The sequence below is a fragment of the Paenibacillus sp. YAE3 genome (genome assembly GCF_057546105.1).
The window spans coordinates 118589-139565 of the sequence record NZ_BAAIYF010000001.1 but is presented as its reverse complement, the minus strand read 5'-3'; the positions used below and the strand labels follow the sequence as shown (position 1 = coordinate 139565).

The window sequence follows — 20977 nt, the reverse complement described above, 5'->3', positions numbered from 1 at the left end:
TCAAGTTGCTTAACCCCCATACAACACACTAAGTGATCTGGAGGCCTACTTCATTGTCGAAATGGACGAATAACATCAAACTTGCTGCAGGATGGATTGCACTCATCGTATTGGTCGCATATTTGGCAGGCGTCATCATCAACCAGCGGGACATGGGGATCGACGTCGCTCCGAACGCGGACGGCCGCATGGCCGTGACGGCCATCGAGCCCGACAGCTGGGCCAAAGGCATCATTAAGCCCGGCGACATCGTGGTCAATGTGGACGGAGCCGATCCCCTCCAATCGGAAGCGATCCGGACGTATGGAGTCATTGTAGGCGCAGACCACATCGAGATCGAACGTCAAGCCCCGGACGGTTCTTCGTATACGATAACGCTGCCCGTTGATCATGGCGTTTCGGCGTACGGCACGTTATTTTATCTGGTCATCCCCGGCTTATCTCTGGTGCTGCTGCTGATTTTCTCGGTTTATGTATATAAGAAGGAAAAGGAAGACCGGGCTGCCAAGCTCTTGATCCTGTTTTTTCTGAGCATTGGTCTAAGTTATTTCAGCTCGGCGGCTTCGGGGCTGCTGAACCCCGTCGGAAGAATTACGCTCGGAATCAGTTTCGCCAGCATACCGGTCTTCTTTATCCACTTTATGGAGGCCTATCTTCGGAACTATCAAGAACGATTTATTACCAGGGCGGGGCTTAGAGCGTTTTACCTGTTCGCCTCGTTGGTCGGCATGATGATGGTGCTGAGCGTCATTCCCGGAATCCCGATCCATCCGTATGAGACGACGGCGCTGCTTGTGTTTTTCGTGTACGCCAATGTGGTCATCGTTTACAAATTGATTAGCAAATTCATAAAGCACCGTTCCGGGGAGCTCCGCTCGCTTTTCAAAATTACGTTAACCGGACATACGGTTGCTTTTCTGCCATTTTTGCTGTTTGACGCGATTCCCGGGTTTTTCGGCCTGTCCTTTGCTCCGGCAAAGCTGACGGCGATTTTTCTGGTGGCCATTCCGGTCGTGTATTTTTATCTCTTTATCACGAAAAGGCTGTTTGATATCGACTTTGTGCTGAACCGCTTCTTTTATTATACGTCGATTTCTTTTATTCCGGCTTTGGTCATCATCGGTTTGATGGCCGTAATTATGCATCAGGATCAATATACCTGGGTCAAGTGGATTCAAATTTTTATATTGGTCTACTTCATGATTACGCTGTTTTTGTTCGCCAAGGAATTTATGGACTATAGGCTCAGGCCGCACTTTCTTAAGGAAACTCATGATTTTCAAGGAAGCATCGACCGCTTTTCCAAGCGGATTTCGAAGGTGATGAAACGTTCCGATCTGGAGAAGCTGCTGGAGCGGGAGGTCTGCATGATTTTGCCCGTTCGGAATGTCTCCTTTCTGAAAATCGTTCAGGATAAAAGCATGGACCGACCTGCGGTTTCGGGGGACGGGAAAGCCGCTCCGGAGATCGAAGCCGCGCTGCAAAAACTGGGCCATAAGCCGGCGGTAGGAGATATGATCCGCCTGCCGGTCGGCACCGGGCTGGTGACGGGCAATTACGGAACAACGCAGCACGTATTGTGGATCGACGAAAAGGTTAACCATACGAGCCTCAACATGGACGAAAAAAACTGGCTCAAAACGATTGCCCATTACAGCGGTATCGTATACGAAAACCTGTATTTGATCGAAGGGTTGATCGAGAACCTGGAAATGGAGATGAAAAGCCAGAGGGAGGCGCCTTCCTGGGTGCTCCGCCTGATTTTTACCCTTTCCGAAAACGAGCGCAGACGGCTTGCTTCGGATCTGCATGACGCGGCTTTGCAGGATCAGCTTATCTGGTACCGGAAGCTGGAGTCGCTGATGCTGGATTACCCGATGGAAGACGGTTTGCTGGAACAGCTGGACCAGATCAAAGAAGGACTTCTCGACGTTATACATCAGATCAGGCAGACCTGCAACGAGCTGCGCCCGCCCCTCCTGAAAGAGATGGGGATCGTGGAGGCGCTGGAACAGCTGATTCAGCAGGAGCAGATCCGCTCCAATTATTCCGTGACGCTTCGGGCGGAACCGACCGTCATCGAGCTTAATGACGTGCAAATATTGGCGGTTTACCGTATCGTGCAGGAATTGCTGCGAAACGCCGACAAGCATGCGGGGGCGTCCCAAATCCTGATCGAGCTGGAGCAGCGCGACAGCGAATTGTATTTTTACTATAAGGATGACGGCCGCGGGCTTCAGTTGACGGAACTTACCGATTCGTTCAAGCATATGGGGATTTCGGGCATCAAGGAACGCGTGCGCAGCCTTGACGGGGATATTGTTTTTCATTCGGAACCGGGCAAAGGCTTTGAAGTTCAGTTGACGCTGCCGATGAATCCCCACAGTGAAGAAGGAGGAGAGAACGATGATTCGTATTTTGCTAGTTGACGACCATCCTTCAGTTTGTGAGGGTACGAAAACGATGATCGAACAGGACCCCGATATGGAAGTAACGGTTTCCTATCATTCGCCGGAGGCGTTGGAAATAGCCAAAACCCAGGAATTTGACGTCATGCTGTTTGATCTTAACATTCCGGTCATCAGCGGTCTGGAGCTTACCAAACGATTGATGGGCATCAATCCGGATTTTCGGATTCTGATCTATACGGGCTACGAGATCAGCTCGAATTTCAATTTGCTGGTGGAGGCGGGTGTTTCGGGCATCATAAGCAAAACGGCCAGCCGGGAGCAGCTGTTAAATGCGATCCGCTGCGCGCTCCGCGGGGAAGCGGTAATCCCTGTTTCGCTTTTGAGGCAGCTGCGGCGAAGCGAGGTACGGCTCTCTTCCATCCGCAACGATAAGACGATGGAGGACGTCTCCATTAACGAGAGGGAGCAGGAAATTTTGCAGGAGGTCGCAGGCGGCAGCAGCAACAAGGATATCGCCGCGAAGCTGCTTATGAGCCAGCGTACGGTCGAGTACAATTTGACCCGGATCTTCGAAAAACTGGGCGTGCGTTCACGCTCGGAGGCGATTGTAGAGGCTAAAAGGCTCGGGCTGATCCACAATGGGGAATTCGTATAAGCCCAGGTTTCATGGAACAAGGCTTTTCATTCTTGACTCTGCTTCGCCTTTCTGTGTATAATTCTTCCAATAACTTCAAACTCGCCAAAAGCGATGAAAAGAAGAGTACCGCGGCGACGCCCTCTGCAGAGAGCTCCGGCAGCTGAAAAGGAGCAGGGAATACCCCCGGGAACATGGTCTTGGAGCTGCGCATCGAATCCCGCACGGGATGTAGGCTGCGCCGGATGCCCGCACCCGTTAACGTGCTAGGGTATAACCGCGGATTTGCCTGCGGCGTACCTGACGAGGTGAGTGCCGCGAGGCATTGATGAATTTGGGTGGTAACACGTGAGCAATCAGCTCTCGTCCCTTATGGGGATGAGGGCTTTTTTGTATTTTCAAGCGAAAAAAGGAGGAGTAAACGATGAAGCATATTTTTATCGGCGGGGCGTGGCCTTACGCCAACGGCTCGCTTCACTTGGGCAGGCTGGCCAGCCTGCTGCCAGGGGACGTGCTGGCGCGGTATTTCCGGTCCAAAGGAGAGAAGGTGCTTTACGTTTCAGGCAGCGACTGCCATGGAACGCCAGTGGCCGTTCAAGCGGGGCAGGAAGGCATCGAGCCGGGAGAGTTTGCGGGGCGGTACCATGAGGAATTCGCGGCTTGCTTCGAAAAAATGGGATTCAGCTATGATCTGTATACGCGCACGGATCGGCCGGCCCATCATGCAACGGTGCAGGAGCTGTTTTTGCGGCTGCTGGAACGAGGATACTTATATCCAAAAACGGTGCTGCAAACCTACTGCGAAACCGACCGGCGCTTTTTGCCGGACCGGTATGTGGAGGGCATTTGCCCGGTTTGCGGCAAGCGGGCGCGGGGAGACCAATGCGATGATTGCCAGACGCTGCTGGAGCCCTCGGAACTTAAGGAGCGAATTTGCAAGCTGTGCGGGAATGCGCCGGTGGAACGGCCGACGGAGCATTATTATTTGGCATTATCTCGGTTTCAGGAGGAGTTGTCCCGTTATGCCGGGCAGGCGGAGGGGTGGCGTGACAACGCCGGGAAGATAACGAAGCGGTATTTGGAAGAAGGCCTGCAGGACCGGGCGGCGACCCGGGATTTGGCATGGGGCGTGGATGTTCCGCTCCCGGGTTTTGAGGATAAAAAAATATACGTCTGGATCGAAGCCGTCAGCGGTTATCTGTCAGCGAGCAAGCAATGGGCCGCGCAATCCGGGGAACGATGGGAGCCGTTTTGGGTTGAGGGGGAGGGAGAAATGACTTCCTATTATGTGCACGGGAAAGACAACGTTCCGTTCCATACGCTGATTTGGCCGGCCATTTTGCTGGGGGCAGGCGGTCTGCATCTGCCGGACCGAATCCTTTCCTGTGAGCATTTGACGCTTGAAGGCAGGAAGTTTTCGACCAGCCGCAACTGGGCGGTGTGGGTTCCCGACCTGCTTGCGAGATACGAGCCGGATTCCATCCGGTATTTCCTGATTGCGAACGGACCGGAGCACCGGGACGCGGATTTTTCGTGGCGGGAATTCATTCACAGCCATAACGGCGAGCTGTTGGGCGCTTTCGGCAATTTCGTGCAGCGGACGCTTGCTTTCGTTCATAAATCGTTTGACGGGTCGATTCCGGAAGGAGAACTTCCGGCCCGATGGAAAACATCGCTTGAAGAGCTGTACCGAAGCACGGGAAACCTGATCGAAGCCGGGCGTCTGAAGGAAGCTTTGGAGGGTGTTTTCGCCTTTGTGCGCAAAGCGAACAAATACTTTGACGAACAAAAGCCTTGGCTGCAAATCAAGGACAACCGGGAAGCCTGCGGCGTCACCCTGCACAACTGCGTTCAGATCATTGCCAATTTAAGCAGCCTGCTTATGCCGTTTATCCCTTTTTCCTGCCGCAGGATCCAAGAATTCCTCTCGCTGCCGGAACCTGAATGGCAAATCGTCTTGGTGCCGGCCGGCCGCAAGCTGACCGCTCTTGCGCTCTTGTTCGAGCGAATCGAATCGTCCCGGATCGCGGAGGAAACGGAGCATCTTCGGCAAAGCTGACATAAGGAGTTAAAATGCTTCGAATAACAACCCGTTTTAACGCACCCTGATTTTTGCAAATCCTCGTATGAAAATATTGACAATCCAAATTTGGGCAGGTAAATTAAACGATGTATTAAACATTGTTTAAAAACGGCCGGAAAGGGGGACGGAACCTGCTTTGATGAAGGAAGACAGCTCGGTAAACGCAGCAGGAAACGATACCAAATTAGACTTGTTAAACGCCACCGTCGAGCTGATCCGGGAGGAAGGGATCGCATGCGTTACGCTGCGCAGAATTGCGGATAAGGCGGCGACGAATTTGGCGCTGGTCAACTACCATTTCGGCTCGAAGGAGAAACTGATCGCTCAAGCCATCGGCAGCATCGTAGGCACCTTTGGGGACGCCTTCGCCCTGCTTGACGAACATGACATGGAGCCGATTGAGCGGCTGAAGCAGTTTTTTTACCGGTATATTTCGCATCTTCAGGAGTATCCGGGCCTGGCCAAGGAGCTGCTTGACCAGAGCCGGCTGATCCTCTGCTCCCAAAACGAATATGTCCGGTACAGCAAAGTGATGAAGACGGAAAAGCTGATGGACACGTTAACGGAGATCACGGGCGAAACGGACGAATCGGTTGTGCGCGGCATGATGGCCCAGCTTTACGGAGCATTGTTTTACCCGGTCATCATGAACTCTTACCTCGGCATGGGCGGGGAAGAGCCTGCGCCGGAGATTCACCTGCCTGATCTGGAAGATCAGGTCGACATGCTGTTCAGTCACTATTTTCACCGGTACAAAACAGATTAAAGAGATGTTAGAGACGAATCCAACTATAGAAATGAGTGGAGAAACCTATGTCTAAACCGCTGTCGGGCCATACTGCCGCCGAAGAGGCGCCTTTTTCGCTGAAGGCGATCCTTCCGCCTCTTTTGGCGATCATCGTCGGGATGATTATGGTTATTTTGGACGGTACGGTCGTGAATGTCGCCGTTCCGAACCTTGTAGACTTTTTCAATTCGGATCTAAAAACGATCCAGTGGGCCATAACCGGCTATACGCTGGCGCTGTCGGCCGTCATTCCCCTTGCCGGCTGGATGACCGACCGCTTTGGGGCAAAGCAGGTTTTCGTCACGACGGTCGTCTTGTTCGTGCTGGGATCGGCGTTGTGTTCGATCGCCCAAAATGCAACGCAGCTGATCATCTACCGCGTCATTCAGGGGCTCGGGGGCGGCATGGTCGCGCCGATCGGGATGGCGATGGTGTTCAAGCTGGCGCCGCCGGAACGCCGGGGCGCGATCATGGGGATGCTCGGGGTGCCGATGCTGCTGGCCCCGGCGCTCGGACCGGTATTGTCCGGATGGCTCGTGGAATACGCCAACTGGCGCTGGATCTTTCTGATCAACGTGCCGATCGGCGTCATTGCCGTCATTCTCGGCATCGCTTATTTGCCGAAGGCGGACCGCTTCGCGCCGAAGCAGCTGGATCTGCTGGGCATTCTTCTGGCGCCGATCGCGTTTGCGATGCTGGCCTACGGGGTCAACGAGGGCGGCAGCGTATCCTGGACCTCGCGCGGAGCCGAGCTTGGCCTTGCGATTGGCGGCGTGGCTTTGGTGTTGTTCATCATCGTGGAGCTGCTGCATAAAAATCCGCTGCTCGAGCTGCGGGTATTCCGCTCGTCGGATTTTACGCGCGGGATCATTTTGACGTGGATCATGCAGGCCTCGCTGTTCGGCTGCATGCTGTTCGTGCCGCTGTACCTGCAAAACATCCGCCAATTCACGCCGCTGGAGACCGGCCTGATCCTGCTGCCGCAGGCGCTTTGCTCCGCCATTGCCATGCCGATCGGAGGCAAATTTTTCGATAAATACGGCGCTCGTCCGGTCTCCTTCGTCGGACTCGTCATCATTGCCGTATCCTTGTTTTTGCTGGGCGGAATCCATGCCGACACGTCGCTTTACGTCATCATGCCGCTGCTTGGGGCCATGGGCTTCGGCATGGGCTTGTCGATGATGCCGCTGAACACGCATGTGCTGAATGCGGCGCCCCGCCAGTGGGTGAACCGCGTGACGCCGCTTACCTCGGCGCTGCAGCAGGTGGTCGTGTCCTTTGCTGTGGCCGGCATGACCGGATATATGACGAGCCGCATCACCCATCATGTCGCAGCGGCCGGAAAAGGAGGCAACCCGCTGGAGGCCACGGTGCTTGGCTTCGACGACGTCTTTTTGCTGTCGGCCTGGATGGCCGTCGCAGGCGTCGCGCTTTGCCTTATTTTACGGAAACCGAAGGAAATGATCGTGGGGGCGGGGCCGGAAGGCGAAGGCAAGCCGGATCCGTCGCTCATGATCGGACACTGATGCGGACAGCCGCGCCCTGATGCTGCATAGAGCCTGAAGCCTGTTTTCTTGCATGAATCCGGCTTCGGGCTCTTTTCCTCATTGTGATACGCCGGCGGGAATCTTCGGATTCGCGCGCAAGAGGTTTGAACGCCCGGCATGCGGCGGCATATCGCAGATAGTGGAATGTTCGCGCCCATTCAGGATATGATGTAAGATAGACGTTTTCTTTTTGGAGGAAACAGGCAAAATTTTTTTAGGCTGCAGTTGAAACCTTAGCAGCTGAATTATCGTATTAGCATTTTATATAGTTGATCAATTTTATTTTGCAAAGGAGAAGATGAGCTTTACATGGACAGTGACAGGTATGTATTAAATTTGGTTTTGGTTGCACTCATGATTGGATTGTCGGCCTTTTTCGTAGCAGTGGAATTTGCGGTGATCCGCGTCCGCGCCAGCCGCGTGGACCAGCTGATCGCCGAAGGGCGCAAAGGCGCGAATGCCGTGAAAAAGGTGCTTGGAGACCTGGACGGCTACTTATCGGCCTGCCAGCTCGGAATTACGATTACGTCGCTTGTGCTGGGCTTTCTCGGAGAGCCGACGGTGGAGAAAATTTTGCATCCGCTGTTTGAAAAATGGAATGTTTCCGAAGGGTTAAGTTCTTTCTTGTCCCTCCTGATCGCTTTTGTCGTCATTACGTACCTTCATGTGGTCATCGGCGAACTGGCGCCGAAAACGGTGGCGATCCGCAAAGCGGAAACCATTGCCCTCTGGTTCTCGGCCCCCATTATCTGGTTTAAAAGAATCATGTACCCGTTCATCTGGCTGCTTAACGGTTCGGCTAACCAGCTCGTTCGTTTGTTCGGCGTCAAGCCGGCCTCGGAGCATGAAGAAGCCCATACCGAAGAAGAGCTGCAAATCATCTTGAACGAAAGTCACGAAAGCGGAAAAATCAACGACAACGAATTCGGATACGTAAGCCGGATCTTTGCGTTTGACAATATGCTGGCAAAAGAGATTATGGTGCCGCGCACCGACATGATCTGTCTCGACAAAAACAAGCCGCGCAGCGAAAACGTGGAAATCATAAAGGAGCAACAGTATACCCGGTTTCCGCTGATCGACGGCAGCAAGGACAACGTGATCGGCATCATCAACACGAAGCAGTTTTTCCTCGCATATGAGGACAACCCGGACGTTGACGTATCCACGCTGATCCACCCGGTCATGGCCGTGTCGGAAGTGACGCCGGTGAGCGTGCTTCTGCAGCGGATGCAAAGCGAAGGCACGCATATGGCGATATTGATCGACGAATACGGCGGTACGTCGGGCATCGTTACGATCGAGGACATCATCGAGGAAATCGTCGGCGAGATCCGCGACGAATTTGATGCGGACGAAGAAGATGAGATCCAGGAAGTGCAGAAAAACCATCTGATCGTAGACGGGATGGTCTCCGTTTCGGAAATCAACGACTACTTCAATCTCGAGCTGGACACGAAGGAATGGGATACGATCGGCGGCTGGCTGTACAGCCAGAGCAATGAAATGGAAGAAAACGAGTCCTTCGAGCATGAAGGGGTGACGTTCAAGCTGCTGGAGCGGGAAAACAACCGTTTCTGCAAGCTGGAAATTATTAAGGAAACGCAAAGCGAGGAATAAAAGATGGACAACTCCGTGAATTGGGCGAGCCGCTTTAAAAAGTTTTTTCTGAACAACCGTTTCGTATTGTTTTTGCTGGTGCTGCTTTTGATCGGCCTCAATATTATGGTGCTCAGCAAAATATCGTTTATTTTCCATCCGGTGGCCGTTCTGTTGAAAACCGTCATTTTGCCCATTATCCTCACGGGGATTGTGTATTATCTGCTGAATCCGATCGTCGATTTTCTTGAGCGGCACAAGGTGGGGCGGCTGCAGTCCATATTGCTGCTGTACGTGCTCATCATCGGCATCATTGCGGTGCTGCTGACGCTTGTCATTCCGGTCATCCGGCAGCAAATCATGGACCTGGTCACGAACTTTCCGGCATACAGCGAGATGATCCGGGTGCAAGTCGAACATCTGATGGGCAGCCAATTGATCAATCAAATCCAGGAGTCCATCAATTTTGACCCGCAGGAAATGATCCGCACCGTCTCCGAAAAGGCATCGACCTTCCTGAACAAAACGTGGACGGGGATCGGCGGGGTTCTCGGCAATATCATCGAAGTGGTGCTGGCCGTCGTGACGGTGCCGTTCATCCTGTTCTATTTGCTGAAGGACGGGAAGAAGCTGCCGGGTTTCATCCTCGGCTTCGTGCCTACCAAGCTGCGCGGGGAAACAAGCCGCGTCATGAACGAGATGAACCATCAGATCAGCTCCTACATTCGCGGGCAGATCATCGTCAGCTTCTGCATCGGCGTGCTGTTGTTCATCGGCTATATTATTATCGGGCTGAAATATTCGCTCATTTTGGCAGTCATCGCCGCCTTCACCAGCGTCGTGCCGTATTTGGGGCCGGCCATCGCGATTACGCCTGCCCTGATCGTCGCCGCGGTCACGTCCCCGATGATGCTGCTGAAAATGATCATCGTGTGGACGGTGGTGCAGCTGATCGAAGGCAAGTTCATTTCGCCGCAGGTGATGGGCAAGACGCTGAAAATCCACCCGATTACGATCATTTTCGTCATCTTGACGAGCGGCAACCTGTTCGGCATCGTCGGCGTTTTGCTGGCCGTGCCGGGGTACGCCGTGTTGAAGGTCGTCGTTTCGCACATCTATCGGTGGTTTAAAGTCCGCTCCGGTTTATACGAACCGGTGAAGCCGGAGTAATCATAACACCAAAAAATCCGCAGGCATGTCCTGCGGATTTTTTGGTGTTTCATAAAGGAGTTATTAGGCAGGAGAAGCAGTGGGGATTGAGGTATATCTATTAGCTTGCAAATGATAACATTTAGAGGAATTAAAAAGCCGATCAGGGGGAGTGTGGCAGGTGCAAACAAAAAGCAAGAGACTTGAAGCATACATAAACAAATACTTGGAATTATGGGATGTTTACGGCGTGATTCAGGTCGTCCAAAAAGGCGAGGTGCTTTATGAACGTGCATCCGGCTTTGCAAGCATCGAATTTGGGATACAAAACAATCTAAACTCTCGTTTCTCGCTCGCTTCAATCTCCAAACAATTTACGGCCTTTGCGATCATGCTTCTTTATGAGAAAAAGCTGATGGACATCGATAAGCCCGCGCAATGTTACCTTCCCGGCAGCATGAAGATCGATGAGTCGATCACGGTCCACCATCTGTTGTCGCATACTTCCGGTTTATATAATTTTTATCGTTTTGAAGATGATTTTTTTGGCGGATACAACCGGACTGTTTATTCGCGGGACGAGTTCTTCCGGCGTTATTTCAACCAGAAGCCCACGAATCCGCCGGGCCGCAAGTATGATTACAATAACTCCAACTATAATTTGCTCGCTTGGATCATTGAGCACGTATCGGGAGAACAGTATGGGGATTATCTTCGAAACCATGTGTTCCTGCCCCTCCATATGCTGAACACAGAAGTCGATGACGGCTGCAAACCGATTAACAACAGGTCATGCCGTTATGTGAGAGATTTTGATGCCATCGTCAAAAGTCCGTATTATAACGAGAAATACAGCATTGGTGCAGGGGCCGTCGTTTCAAACTGCGAAGATTTAATCAAGTGGCATGCCTGTTTGCGTGATCGAAACTTGTTGTCACAGAAAACGTATGGCAGATTTTTTAGCGAAAACCAAAACAACTATTGTTATGGGCTGGACATCATCAAATGTACGGAACGGACCGTTATTCCCATGGGGGAGACCACCTTGGCGTAAGTGCTTTTGTGCAGCATTATTTTGATGAAGATCTTTGCATCCTCATTCTTTCGAATAACGAAGCGATGAATCAGTATAATTAGGCAATGCCGTTTCGGATATTCTGCATGGCGTTGAAGCCGGCGTTCCCGGCAAACCCGAAGAATTCTTCATGAGCGAAAACAAGCTTAAGCAGTATTGCGGTACATACTTCAAAGATAAAATCCAAGTGGAATTCATTTACGGCAAGTTATACTTTACGAGGTTCGCCGGCAATCTCCACATCGAAATCTATCCGGTGGACGAGGGGAAATTCGTTCGCAGGCATTCCGACCAGATCCATCCTTATAACATTCATGAGAACGAAGCTGGACAGATGACGTTTTTCGGGTATGCAAAGGAGGAAGACGCCATGAAATAATCCGTCTGCAGCCGGTTGGCAATAAAAAAGCTTTCTATAGCCACCCCATCGGGCGACTATAAAAAGCTAATCTGCTTTGCAAGCAACTCGTGCCTTCTCTTTAAAATTTTGCCGGGAACTGTTTGACAATGCCTTCCGTCAGGATGTCGGCCAAATGAATCATATGAATCTCGTTTTTGTCGGTTGCCGCAATATCGGCTTTCCAATCCCCTTTGAGACAGTCGAGGACGATTTCCGTTATCAGCTGAAGATGGGTATACAGCATATCCTGCAGCGTTTTAAACGGCCAGTTCGGATTCGCCGCGCTTAAAAATTTGGCGATATCGTCGGCGTTTCGATGCCAATCCGCCTCTAATTTTTGCACATCCGCCTGATTGCCCGCTTTGGCCGCATCCACAATTTTTCCTGCGATCAGAATATGCTCTCTCAGAAGATCGGCCAGCTTATTGCCGGCGGCTTCTCCATAATAAGGTTTGATCACATTGCCTATATCCTGCTGGTTCCGCAGCAGCCGGTCCAACACGTCCTTTTGATCTGGGCGATTGGAAATGGCGCTGACAATGTAGCTGCGGGTCCATATCGTATGGTCAATCCAGACCTTCTGCATATCGGTTTTCAGCTGCACCATTTTGGGGCTTAGGCAGGTCTTATCCAGATTCTTTCCCTCTGCTGCCTTCGCTTGTGCAAATGCCGGCGGAGTCATGTTAAACAAAAGCGCCAAAGTTAACGGCAGCGCCAGTAACCATTTGTTTTTCACTTTATCTGCTCCTCTGTGCTTTGGATAAAACAGGCTGTCTTATTATGGGTGGATTTTCCGATTTTATGCAGCGGCTGGTTGAGGTTGATATGATGAGCAGCTTATTCGGGGAATTCTCACGTTCAGCCTTTTTTGGCTTCGTTTTCGATGGTTTCTTTCATCACTTCCGCTCCGCGATGTATGCGTGCTTGAATCTCGGGGGCAAGGTGCTCCGGCAGGAAATCGGTGATCCACACGAGCTTAGAAGCGTTCTCGCCATGAGGGAAAACCTGAAAGGACGCATGATGATGCAACAGGGGCAAACGCGTTTCTTTTACCGCATAAGCCATCCGCCGTTCCTTGTCATCAATAGAGACGATGAATTCGCGGGTGATCCCGCCGTTCGGCAGAACCAGAGTCCTTTCGTAGCCGTTCATGATCGTATCTTCGGTATAGCCGGGAACCAAACGATGATGAACTGCTCCTACATCGCTTACTGCATCCCATACATGTTCAGGTGTGGCCTCAATCAAAATCTCCTTACGAATCGTTGGCAAAAAGATCACGCTCCTTGAGGTTATTTTATTTTAGAGTGAATTCATGGTCAATCAGTAATTGTGGTAGAATATGTAATTATACGCGAGAGGACTAGACGAATAAAATGAATGCGGATATAAAGGCAAGACTAGCATCCTTAACCGATGCGGAGGAACTGTCGAGGCTAAATCAAGAATTTAACGGAGGCGACAGTAGACCTCCGGCCCAAATCATTAAAAGCCTGAACACCAACAATGAATTGGTTGCCGTGGCGGAGGTTCATGGCAGAATCGTCGGTTTTGGCTGTGCCCAAAGTTTTGATTCATTTTGCTATGAAGAGCCTCAGGGGGAAATTACCGAATTGTATGTAGAAGAAAACGCCCGAAGAAAAGGGGCTGCAGCCGCCATACTTTCTTGTCTGGAAGACAATCTTAGAGAGCGTGGCGTAAAGGATATAAAAGTACTTACAGGAAAAGGGAACGACGCCGCAATTAGAACGTACGAACATAACCATTATGTTATAGACGATGAACTTTTATTGAAGAAAAGACTAGGGGAATAAACCGCAAAAAAACCGGCATCCGTAGTCGTGAACAAGTGGATTGTGCCTCAAGTGAACCAAGCCGCCGATGTTTTATATAAAAAAACGAGGGAGGGATCCGTGCAATCCATGCAAATGAAACTGGAAGCATACATAAACGAATATTTGGCATTATGGGACTTTTATGGCGTTATTCAGGTCATCCAGCAAGGCAAAGTGCTTTTTGAAAACGCCTATGGCTACGCAAGCATCGAGCTCGGAATTAAAAACGGTCTGCATTCGCGCTTCTCCACCGCTTCCTTATCCAAACAATTTACGGCCTTTGCAATTATGCTCCTACATGAAAAGGGACTGCTGGACATCGACCAGCCTGCTAAACGATATCTTCCTGCCGATATGAACGTGGATGAATCGGTCACGGTACACCATCTGTTATCGCATACCTCCGGATTATATAATTTCTATCATTTTAAAGACGATTTTTTTGGTCAATACAATCGCTTGGAGTATTCGCAGCAAGATTTCTTCAAGCGGTATATCGATAAAAAACCTGCGGCGTCGCCAGGGGCAGTGTTTGATTACAACAACTCAAACTATAATTTGCTTGCATGGATCATCGAGCATGTTTCCGGGAAGAAGTACGCGGATTTCATTCGAAACCATATCTTTCTGCCCCTGAATATGATGAACAGTGACGTTGATGACGGCTCCAAACCTATGATCAACAGGTCCTCCAATTACGTAAAAGATTATGATGTATACATCAAAAGTCCATATCATAACGAGAAATTCAGCATCGGCGCAGGCGCCATCGTTTCGAACTGCGAAGATTTATACTTATGGCATGCCTGTTTGCGGGACCGGAAAATGCTGTCGCGGAAGACGTATGCCAGGTTTTTTAATGTGAACCAAAACAACTACTGTTATGGGCTGGAACACCATCATGTTTACGGAACGGACCGCTATTCCCATGGGGGAGATCACCTCGGGGTCAGCGCTTATATGCAAAGTTATTTTGAAGAAGATATTTGCATTATCATTCTCTCCAATAATGAGGCTGTGAATCAGTACAGGTTGGGGAATGCCATCTCGGATATTTTGCATGGCGTCGACGTCGATGTTCCCGAGAAACATCAAGAATTTCCCATGAGCGAAACCCTGCTGAAGGAGTACTGCGGAACATACTTGAAAGATAAAATCCAGGTAGAGTTCATTCATGGCAAGTTGTACTTTACGCGATTCTCCGGCAATCTTCATATCGAGATCTATCCGGTAGGCGAGGGGAAATTCGTTCGCAGATATTCCGATCAGACCCATCCCTACAGTATCACTCGGAACGAAAATGGAGAGATGACGTTTTTCGGGTATGCCAAGCACTGATTATTGAATTGGTAACCAAAAGGTTATTTTCAAATACAGAAGGGACAGATGCTCAATGAAAATGTTTGTGCCGATAAGCTGGGGACGCGAAAAACGAAGAATATGTTGCTTAGCTGAGTTTTGCACAGCTAAGCAACAGCAGGCGGCTTAAATTTCTGTCGACTAGTCGGATAGCAGTGCTTACTGTGGGGAGTAGCGATCAAGCACCATGCTCATTTAAAATAGGTATTTCCGAAAGCAGTTTTTTTAAGTTAATAGAATCCCACGGCATATGCTCCGTTATGCCTAATCCAACTACATCGGATTCTGCTGACAACTCTTTAATGAGATTAAGGAGCTGAGGAATTTGCATGGTACCGGCAGCGGAAAAATCATAAGAGGCTTCAGGGTTGGCGAATAATAATGAACGAAATGCCTTTGGGTCAAGCACATCCAAATCAAGGTGAATAGCCAGGTGCTGGATGTTATTTTGTTTAATCCAACTTTTTATAGGCTCAGTGCTGTTCAATAACTCCTGGCTTCCAGCAGTTTTAATACCAAGTCTTTGGATAATTTCTGTATCCAGTTTTGTTAGTACATTTATACCTGCGATAAACACATTTTCAGGCTTTAAAGGGATTTTCACATGTTGGGCAAACTCTTCATCTCCTTCTCCCAACAGATTCCCCAGAGGCAAGGTATGTCCATAATCATAGCCAACAATCCTACCTAAATCGCTGTGAGCATCAATCCAAATTAAACCTAAATTCCCGCCGTATCGTTCGTTCAAATAGGCAAATGGGGCTTGCTCGACTAAGCAGTCACCACCAAACATGACAATGCGATCCGGCTTATGGGTATCAATGATGTGATGAGCAGCCTCTAATTGCTCAAGCAGTTGTTTTCTTCCATACGTACCGTTCTCGTTTTCCAGTGGAGTTCCGTCATAAGCTTGAACAGGGACATGAATAAGGGGCTGATCATTGTCAGGAGCAAGCCAGGCAAGCAGTTCGGCCCCAATAGAGTAGTTAGGATTATTTCCTCCTTGCCATTGCGGCATCAGCAGGCGTATGGTTTGTTTAGTCATTTTTTTCTCCCCTTTACTTGAAGTAATGTTAGTATAGAATTTAGACGTACAAAAGAATAGAACGCACTTTTTTGGTAGGTACTATCAGAAAGGATAGTGTAAATATGAGTATGGCTGAATATAAAGGTAAGGTTAAGCATATACAAGATACGCCTTTTGGTTATACATTGTCAGTTATTGGTGGAAAATGGAAGATGGTTATTATTTACCTCCTAGCCGAAAACCAAACAGTTCGCTTTAATGATTTGAAAAGACAGATTGGTGCTATCACCTATAAAATGTTGAGCGCACAGCTTAAGGAATTGGAAGCAGATGGCATGGTTAAACGGACGGAGTACCCTCAGATTCCCCCTAAAGTCGAGTATAGTCTCACAGAAAAAGCGGAAACCTTATTGCCCGTTTTGGAAGGGTTATGTGAATGGGGAGTCAAGAACCAGCCGAAGGAGTAGAACATCCATCGAATCTGGGAGATTTACGGGAAAGAATCGACCCCCTAACCAGGAAGGCCCTGCGTTGCGGGGTTATTTAGCATTTTTCGGCACCCCATTGTAATTGCGCATGGAGCATGTGATAATGGGATGTTCGTTATAAAAATGAGCGGTAGAACGATTTTGATTGGAAAGCTGAGGTTATTCGAACGTGGAACGGTACCCATTTGCATATGATCCTTCCCGGCCTTTTATCCAGCAAGCGTCGGATTGGGTGGCGGATGTATTTTATGAGCTGCTGCCCGAAGCGGGCTTTGAAGTCCGGGACGAGCAGATTTACATGGCCTTTCAACTGGAAAAGGCGTTTGCCGAGAAAAAAACGATTTTTGCCGAAGCCGGCGTCGGTACGGGCAAAACGTTGGTGTATCTTTTGTACGCCGTGTGTTACGCGCGTTATATGCGGAAGCCGGCGGTCATCGCCTGCGCGGACGAGTCCTTGATCGAGCAGCTGGTCAAGCCGGAGGGCGATATCGCCAAGCTGGCCCGCCATTTGGATCTCGTGATCGACGCGCGGCTCGGCAAGTCGCCGGATCAATATCTTTGCCTCAAAAAGCTGGATCAGGCGCGGATTCAAGGCGATGAAGAGATGGTCTGGGAAGACATCGCGTCCAGTTTGCCGGATTTCGTGTATTCTTCTGCGCCGATGCAAACCTTCCACGCATACGGCGACCGGCGGGACTATCCGCAGCTTGGCGACGAGGAGTGGAAGAAAATCAGCTGGGATCCCTTCCAGGACTGCTTCACCTGCGACCGCCGCCACCGCTGCGGGCAGACTTTGTCGCGGGACCATTACCGCCGGGCCGCCGACGTGATCATCTGCTCGCATGACTATTACCTGGAGCATGTGTGGACGTACGACGGCCGCAAACGGGAGGGACAGCTGCCGCTGCTTCCGGAACATTCCTCCGTCGTTTTTGACGAGGGGCATTTGCTGGAGTCGGCGGCCATGAAGGCGCTTGGCTACAAAATGAAGCATACGGTCTTCGAGGACCTGATTACGCGCCTGTTGCAAAACGAAATCCGCGAATCGCTGGCCGTCCTGATCGACGACGCCATCGTGCAAAGCGAAGCGATGTTTGCCTTGTTCGGGCGAAACAGCCGCCCGATTCCCGGGTCGGACCGCAAAGAAATCCTGCTGACGGACGAGCTGCTCGGCGAAGTGCGCCGGTTCCGGGGGTTGCTGACGGCGATTGAAGAAGAGCTGGTATTCGAAGGCGAGTTGTACACGCTGGACGAATATCAACTCCGCATCGTGGAAGAGCATTTGGATATGATGCAGCAGGCGCTGATGCTGTTCGAGCGTTCCGAAGCGCTGATTTGCTGGGTGGAGGACAGCCCCGAAGGACTCACGCTTTCCATTATGCCGGGAACGGTCAAGGATGTGCTGAAGACGCATGTCTTCGGCCTGCGCATGCCGATCGTGTTTTCGTCGGCGACCATGTCGGTGGACGGTTCGTTCCGTTACCTGGCGGACAGCCTCGGCATCGAAAGCTTCCTGTCTTTTTCGGTCGCTTCGCCTTACGCGTATCCGGAGCAGATGGAAGTGCTGGCCCCGGCATGGGATCTTGCGGAAGGCTTTGAAGGCAAAATGAAGGAAGCGGTACGGCTGCTGCAGGAAAGCGGCGGAAGGGCGCTGATCCTGTTCCGTACGCGGGAGGAGCTGCGGCAGTTCAAGCAAGCAGCGAAGGACGAGCCTTTGCTGGCGGGAATACCGTTTTACTTTGAAGGCGACGGGGAAATCAGCCACCTGATTTCGGCCTTCCAGCGCGAAGAAGAAAGCGTCCTGTGCGCGGTCAGCCTATGGGAAGGCCTCGACGTGCCGGGGCCGTCGCTGTCGAACGTCATCATCTGGTCGCTGCCGTTCCCGCCGCATGATCCGGTGTTTATCGCCAAAAGGAAGGCCGCCGCCGACCCGTTTGGCGAAGTGGACCTGCCGTATATGCTGCTCCGTCTCCGCCAAGGCATCGGGCGGCTGATCCGTTCCCGGGACGACCGGGGGATCGCCGTGCTGTTGGGCGAAGAGCTGCGGACGAATCCCGAAGTCAAAGAGAAGGTGCTGTCCGTGCTGCCGGAAGGCGTGGAGCTTCGGGAGCAGCTTTAAATGTTGCTATGGCTTGCGGATGCAGCTGAAAAAATACATCGTAGAATCGGCAAAAGCCGCGCTAAATGCGCGGCTTTTTGTTATGGAAGCGTCCAGCGGAGCCATCACTGTAACTCCGTAGTTGCACTCGATGATAAGTTGAGCGTTGGTTATGTTCTGTTTTACGCCGGATTCTCGACCGTCCCCATAAACAGCCAAAGCCCGGTTTGGCCGTCTTCGATGCAGAAGAAAAAGGGATGGTCCACATTCATCTCGAACCGGCCCGTCGGCGGAGCCGAACTCGCCATGCCCATTTCCGTGACGGCCGCGGCTTCCGTGCCCTCTTCGTTTACGTCAATCACCATCTTATGCCGCACCGAAGACACAAACAGCGGCTTCGCGCCAGACATGGCCGTGAAATCGGCGGCCGCCGGATCAAACGCCTGCTTCATGCCCATCGCGATGAGCGCCTCGTTTAACTCCAGCGACGATTCGGCTTTGAAGCGGGGGAGCCGGATTTCCCCGGAGGCATGATCGAACCGGGCCTGCCATATGGAAGGGTCCTTGCGGATGGTGTTCATGACATCGGCAAGCGAACGCCCTCCGGCCGGCAGCACGATCAGCATGTACAACCGTCCGTCCCCGTAAGGCAGGCGAATCGCCTGGGCTTCGGGCGTTTGCTTGTATTCGTATAAGCCGGTCTGCTTCATCATCGGCACTTGTATATCTGTTTGATCGCCAAGCGTAAACCCGCCTTCCCGGGTGTTTTCCGGATCGAAGGGACTTTGCCAGGCGCCGTTGAAATAGACCGTGTTCAACAGCATCGCCCGCGTATCCGGGGCAGGGGCTTGATCGAGAACTCCCGGAATTTTGCCGCGGGTATGCCGGCTTACCCAATCGTTGATCTCTTTTAGCGCTTCCTGTGCTGCAAAATCAACGGCCTGAACGTCGGCATGGTAGCTGTCTTTGGCCGTTTGAATAAAAGAGTTGTTGATCTCCATGCCCCTGCTGTACCAGACCGAATTGGCGGAGTTCAATCGGACGCCCGACCCCGCATCCTCGAGCAGGGTATGCAGCGTGCGGATCGAGGCGTTCGCCTGCTCCCGGCCGATTTTGTCGATGCCGAGCATCCGCGCCATTTCTTCCCCGGTGTTTCCGCCGCTGCCCTGATAGGCCAACGATAACGCGGTAAAGATACTATAAGGGGACAACAGGGTGTTGTCTCCCGGTTTTGCTGCCTTTGTCAGCTTCTCATGCATATGGAGCCCGAACCGGTTTTGCGCACGTACCACGTCCGGATGGAGCTTTTCCGCGACCTGCCGTCTTTCGGCGAGGGAGAGAACCTGCACGTTCGATTCCTTTGCCGAGGAGTCGGGCTGCAGGCCGGCACAGGAGGTCGTCATGAGCAGCAGCAAAACGCAACATATCGGCAGCAGCGGGTTGTTTTTCCGGATCATCGCCGTCGAACCGCCTTTCCGTTCACATGATATTCATAGACGCTTCCAGTTGTTAGGAAGTTGCACCGCAAAAATCCGGGACCGATTTGATTCTCTTTGATCCGGAGCGGTATAATGGACCTATAAGTCAACTAAACTGACCAATTTTTAACTTTTACACCTAACAAGGAGTTGTGCTACTTATGCCCAAAACACCCCGTCGACATCAAGAGGATTTGGCATCATTGTTTTCGCTCGCATTCAGCGCTTTGAATGAGGAACTCCATGAGCGCCTGAACGAGCTAGGATTCGGAGATATCCGGCCCATGCACGGTTTTTTGTTCCAGGGGCTGATTCCGGACGGGGCCACGGCCAAAACGCTGGTTGAGCTTTTGGGTATATCCAAGCAGGCGGTGAGCCAGATGCTGGATGATTTGGAGGAGCGCGGCTACGTTGCGAGAAAACCGCACCCTTCGGACGGCAGAGGCAAGCTGGTGGTGCTTACGGAGCGCGGCCAGGCGCTGATGAAGGCCAAAGAAAGCATCTACAGCCATATCGAAAGCCGGTGGGGAGCCGTCATCGGCCATGACCGCCTGCAAACGATGCGTCTCGATTTGAAACGGATTCTCCAAAACGTAAGCGAAGGGGATGCTCCGAGAAAGCTGCGTCCTTCCTGGTAACCCCCCTGTTTGCTTCACTGCTTGGAAAATATTATGCCAAAGGATCGAAAAACCAATGGAACCGTCATTAATCATAAAAGCTTTATCGAATGAAACACGCCGTCAAATATTAACGTGGTTAAAACATCCGGAGGAGCATTTCGATGAAACTCCGTATGTCCAGCATGGGCTGCCCCAGCAGATCGGCGCCTGCGTAAGCGACATCCAGGAAAAGGCGGGGCTGGCCCAATCGGTCGTTTCCAGCTATTTGCTGATGATGCAAAACGCCGGACTGCTCGAAATGGAACGGGTAGGCAAGTGGACCTTTTACCGCCGCAACGAAAAAACCATTCAGGCTTTCGCGGATTACATCCGAAATGAATTGTAACG

The 20977-nt window shown here is 51.4% G+C and carries 19 protein-coding genes; 15 read left to right on the top strand and 4 right to left on the bottom strand.

Annotation, left to right across the window (positions count from 1 at the left end; all coding sequences use genetic code 11):
- The first annotated feature begins 53 nt into the window (after positions 1-53).
- From AC27KL_RS00585 to AC27KL_RS00545, 9 genes are all read left to right on the top strand, one after another.
- The gene (locus tag AC27KL_RS00585; RefSeq protein ID WP_339323344.1) at positions 54-2429 is read left to right on the top strand and encodes a sensor histidine kinase; all 2376 of its coding nucleotides are present in this window, start codon (positions 54-56) and stop codon (positions 2427-2429) included.
- A complete protein-coding gene (locus tag AC27KL_RS00580; RefSeq protein WP_339323345.1) occupies positions 2407-3066 on the top strand; it encodes a response regulator in 660 nt (219 codons plus the stop codon). Before AC27KL_RS00585 ends, AC27KL_RS00580 begins: the two co-directional genes overlap by 23 nt.
- A 403-nt stretch (positions 3067-3469) precedes the next feature.
- A complete protein-coding gene (metG, locus tag AC27KL_RS00575; protein WP_487168435.1) occupies positions 3470-5104 on the top strand; it encodes a methionine--tRNA ligase in 1635 nt (544 codons plus the stop codon).
- A gap of 163 nt (positions 5105-5267) precedes the next feature.
- Complete coding sequence (locus tag AC27KL_RS00570) at positions 5268-5894, top strand: TetR/AcrR family transcriptional regulator (RefSeq protein ID WP_487168759.1); 627 nt, start codon at positions 5268-5270, stop codon at positions 5892-5894.
- A 47-nt stretch (positions 5895-5941) separates the two neighbouring features.
- A complete protein-coding gene (locus AC27KL_RS00565) occupies positions 5942-7441 on the top strand; it encodes a DHA2 family efflux MFS transporter permease subunit (protein ID WP_339323347.1) in 1500 nt (499 codons plus the stop codon).
- Between the two features lie 330 nt (positions 7442-7771).
- On the top strand, positions 7772-9082 hold the full coding sequence (locus AC27KL_RS00560; protein ID WP_339323348.1) for a hemolysin family protein: 1311 nt from the start codon (positions 7772-7774) through the stop codon (positions 9080-9082).
- A gap of 3 nt (positions 9083-9085) precedes the next feature.
- Positions 9086-10231, top strand: a complete 1146-nt coding sequence (locus AC27KL_RS00555) for an AI-2E family transporter (RefSeq protein ID WP_339323349.1) — start codon at positions 9086-9088, stop codon at positions 10229-10231.
- Positions 10232-10382: 151 nt separating this feature from the next.
- Positions 10383-11264 (top strand): serine hydrolase domain-containing protein, encoded by an 882-nt coding sequence (locus AC27KL_RS00550; RefSeq protein WP_487168434.1) that lies wholly within the window; start codon positions 10383-10385, stop codon positions 11262-11264.
- Positions 11265-11415: 151 nt separating this feature from the next.
- The gene (locus AC27KL_RS00545; protein WP_487168433.1) at positions 11416-11664 is read left to right on the top strand and encodes a hypothetical protein; all 249 of its coding nucleotides are present in this window, start codon (positions 11416-11418) and stop codon (positions 11662-11664) included.
- A 100-nt stretch (positions 11665-11764) separates the two neighbouring features.
- Here the strand turns inward: AC27KL_RS00545 and AC27KL_RS00540 are convergent, their stop codons facing one another.
- Together AC27KL_RS00540 and AC27KL_RS00535 are read right to left on the bottom strand one after the other, a co-directional pair.
- Entirely contained in the window at positions 11765-12421 is a 657-nt protein-coding gene (locus tag AC27KL_RS00540) for a glycosyltransferase (protein ID WP_487168432.1), read from the bottom strand.
- Between the two features lie 122 nt (positions 12422-12543).
- Positions 12544-12957 carry an SRPBCC family protein gene (locus tag AC27KL_RS00535; RefSeq protein WP_487168431.1) on the bottom strand — a complete coding sequence of 138 codons (414 nt, stop codon included), beginning with the start codon at positions 12955-12957 and terminating at the stop codon, positions 12544-12546.
- Between the two features lie 104 nt (positions 12958-13061).
- Here AC27KL_RS00535 and AC27KL_RS00530 point away from each other — a divergent pair, with 104 nt between their 5' ends.
- Together AC27KL_RS00530 and AC27KL_RS00525 are read left to right on the top strand one after the other, a co-directional pair.
- Entirely contained in the window at positions 13062-13499 is a 438-nt protein-coding gene (locus AC27KL_RS00530; RefSeq protein ID WP_487168430.1) for a GNAT family N-acetyltransferase, read from the top strand.
- 108 nt (positions 13500-13607) lie between these two features.
- Positions 13608-14858 (top strand): serine hydrolase domain-containing protein, encoded by a 1251-nt coding sequence (locus AC27KL_RS00525; protein WP_487168758.1) that lies wholly within the window; start codon positions 13608-13610, stop codon positions 14856-14858.
- Between the two features lie 199 nt (positions 14859-15057).
- On the opposite strand, the gene AC27KL_RS00520 is transcribed toward AC27KL_RS00525, so the two are convergent.
- Entirely contained in the window at positions 15058-15924 is an 867-nt protein-coding gene (locus tag AC27KL_RS00520; RefSeq protein WP_487168429.1) for an arginase family protein, read from the bottom strand.
- Positions 15925-16028: 104 nt separating this feature from the next.
- Between AC27KL_RS00520 and AC27KL_RS00515 the strand changes: the two genes are divergently transcribed.
- Both AC27KL_RS00515 and AC27KL_RS00510 read left to right on the top strand, forming a co-directional pair.
- A complete protein-coding gene (locus tag AC27KL_RS00515) occupies positions 16029-16373 on the top strand; it encodes a winged helix-turn-helix transcriptional regulator (protein ID WP_339323353.1) in 345 nt (114 codons plus the stop codon).
- A 190-nt stretch (positions 16374-16563) separates the two neighbouring features.
- Entirely contained in the window at positions 16564-18513 is a 1950-nt protein-coding gene (locus AC27KL_RS00510) for an ATP-dependent DNA helicase (RefSeq protein ID WP_487168428.1), read from the top strand.
- Positions 18514-18674: 161 nt separating this feature from the next.
- Here AC27KL_RS00510 and AC27KL_RS00505 read toward each other — a convergent pair whose 3' ends face one another.
- On the bottom strand, positions 18675-19949 hold the full coding sequence (locus tag AC27KL_RS00505) for a serpin family protein (protein ID WP_487168427.1): 1275 nt from the start codon (positions 19947-19949) through the stop codon (positions 18675-18677).
- A gap of 182 nt (positions 19950-20131) precedes the next feature.
- On the opposite strand from AC27KL_RS00505, the gene AC27KL_RS00500 reads away from it, so the two are divergent.
- On the top strand, positions 20132-20608 hold the full coding sequence (locus AC27KL_RS00500; protein WP_487168426.1) for a MarR family winged helix-turn-helix transcriptional regulator: 477 nt from the start codon (positions 20132-20134) through the stop codon (positions 20606-20608).
- Positions 20609-20663: 55 nt separating this feature from the next.
- Positions 20664-20975, top strand: a complete 312-nt coding sequence (locus AC27KL_RS00495) for an ArsR/SmtB family transcription factor (protein WP_339323357.1) — start codon at positions 20664-20666, stop codon at positions 20973-20975.
- Positions 20976-20977: the final 2 nt, after the last annotated feature.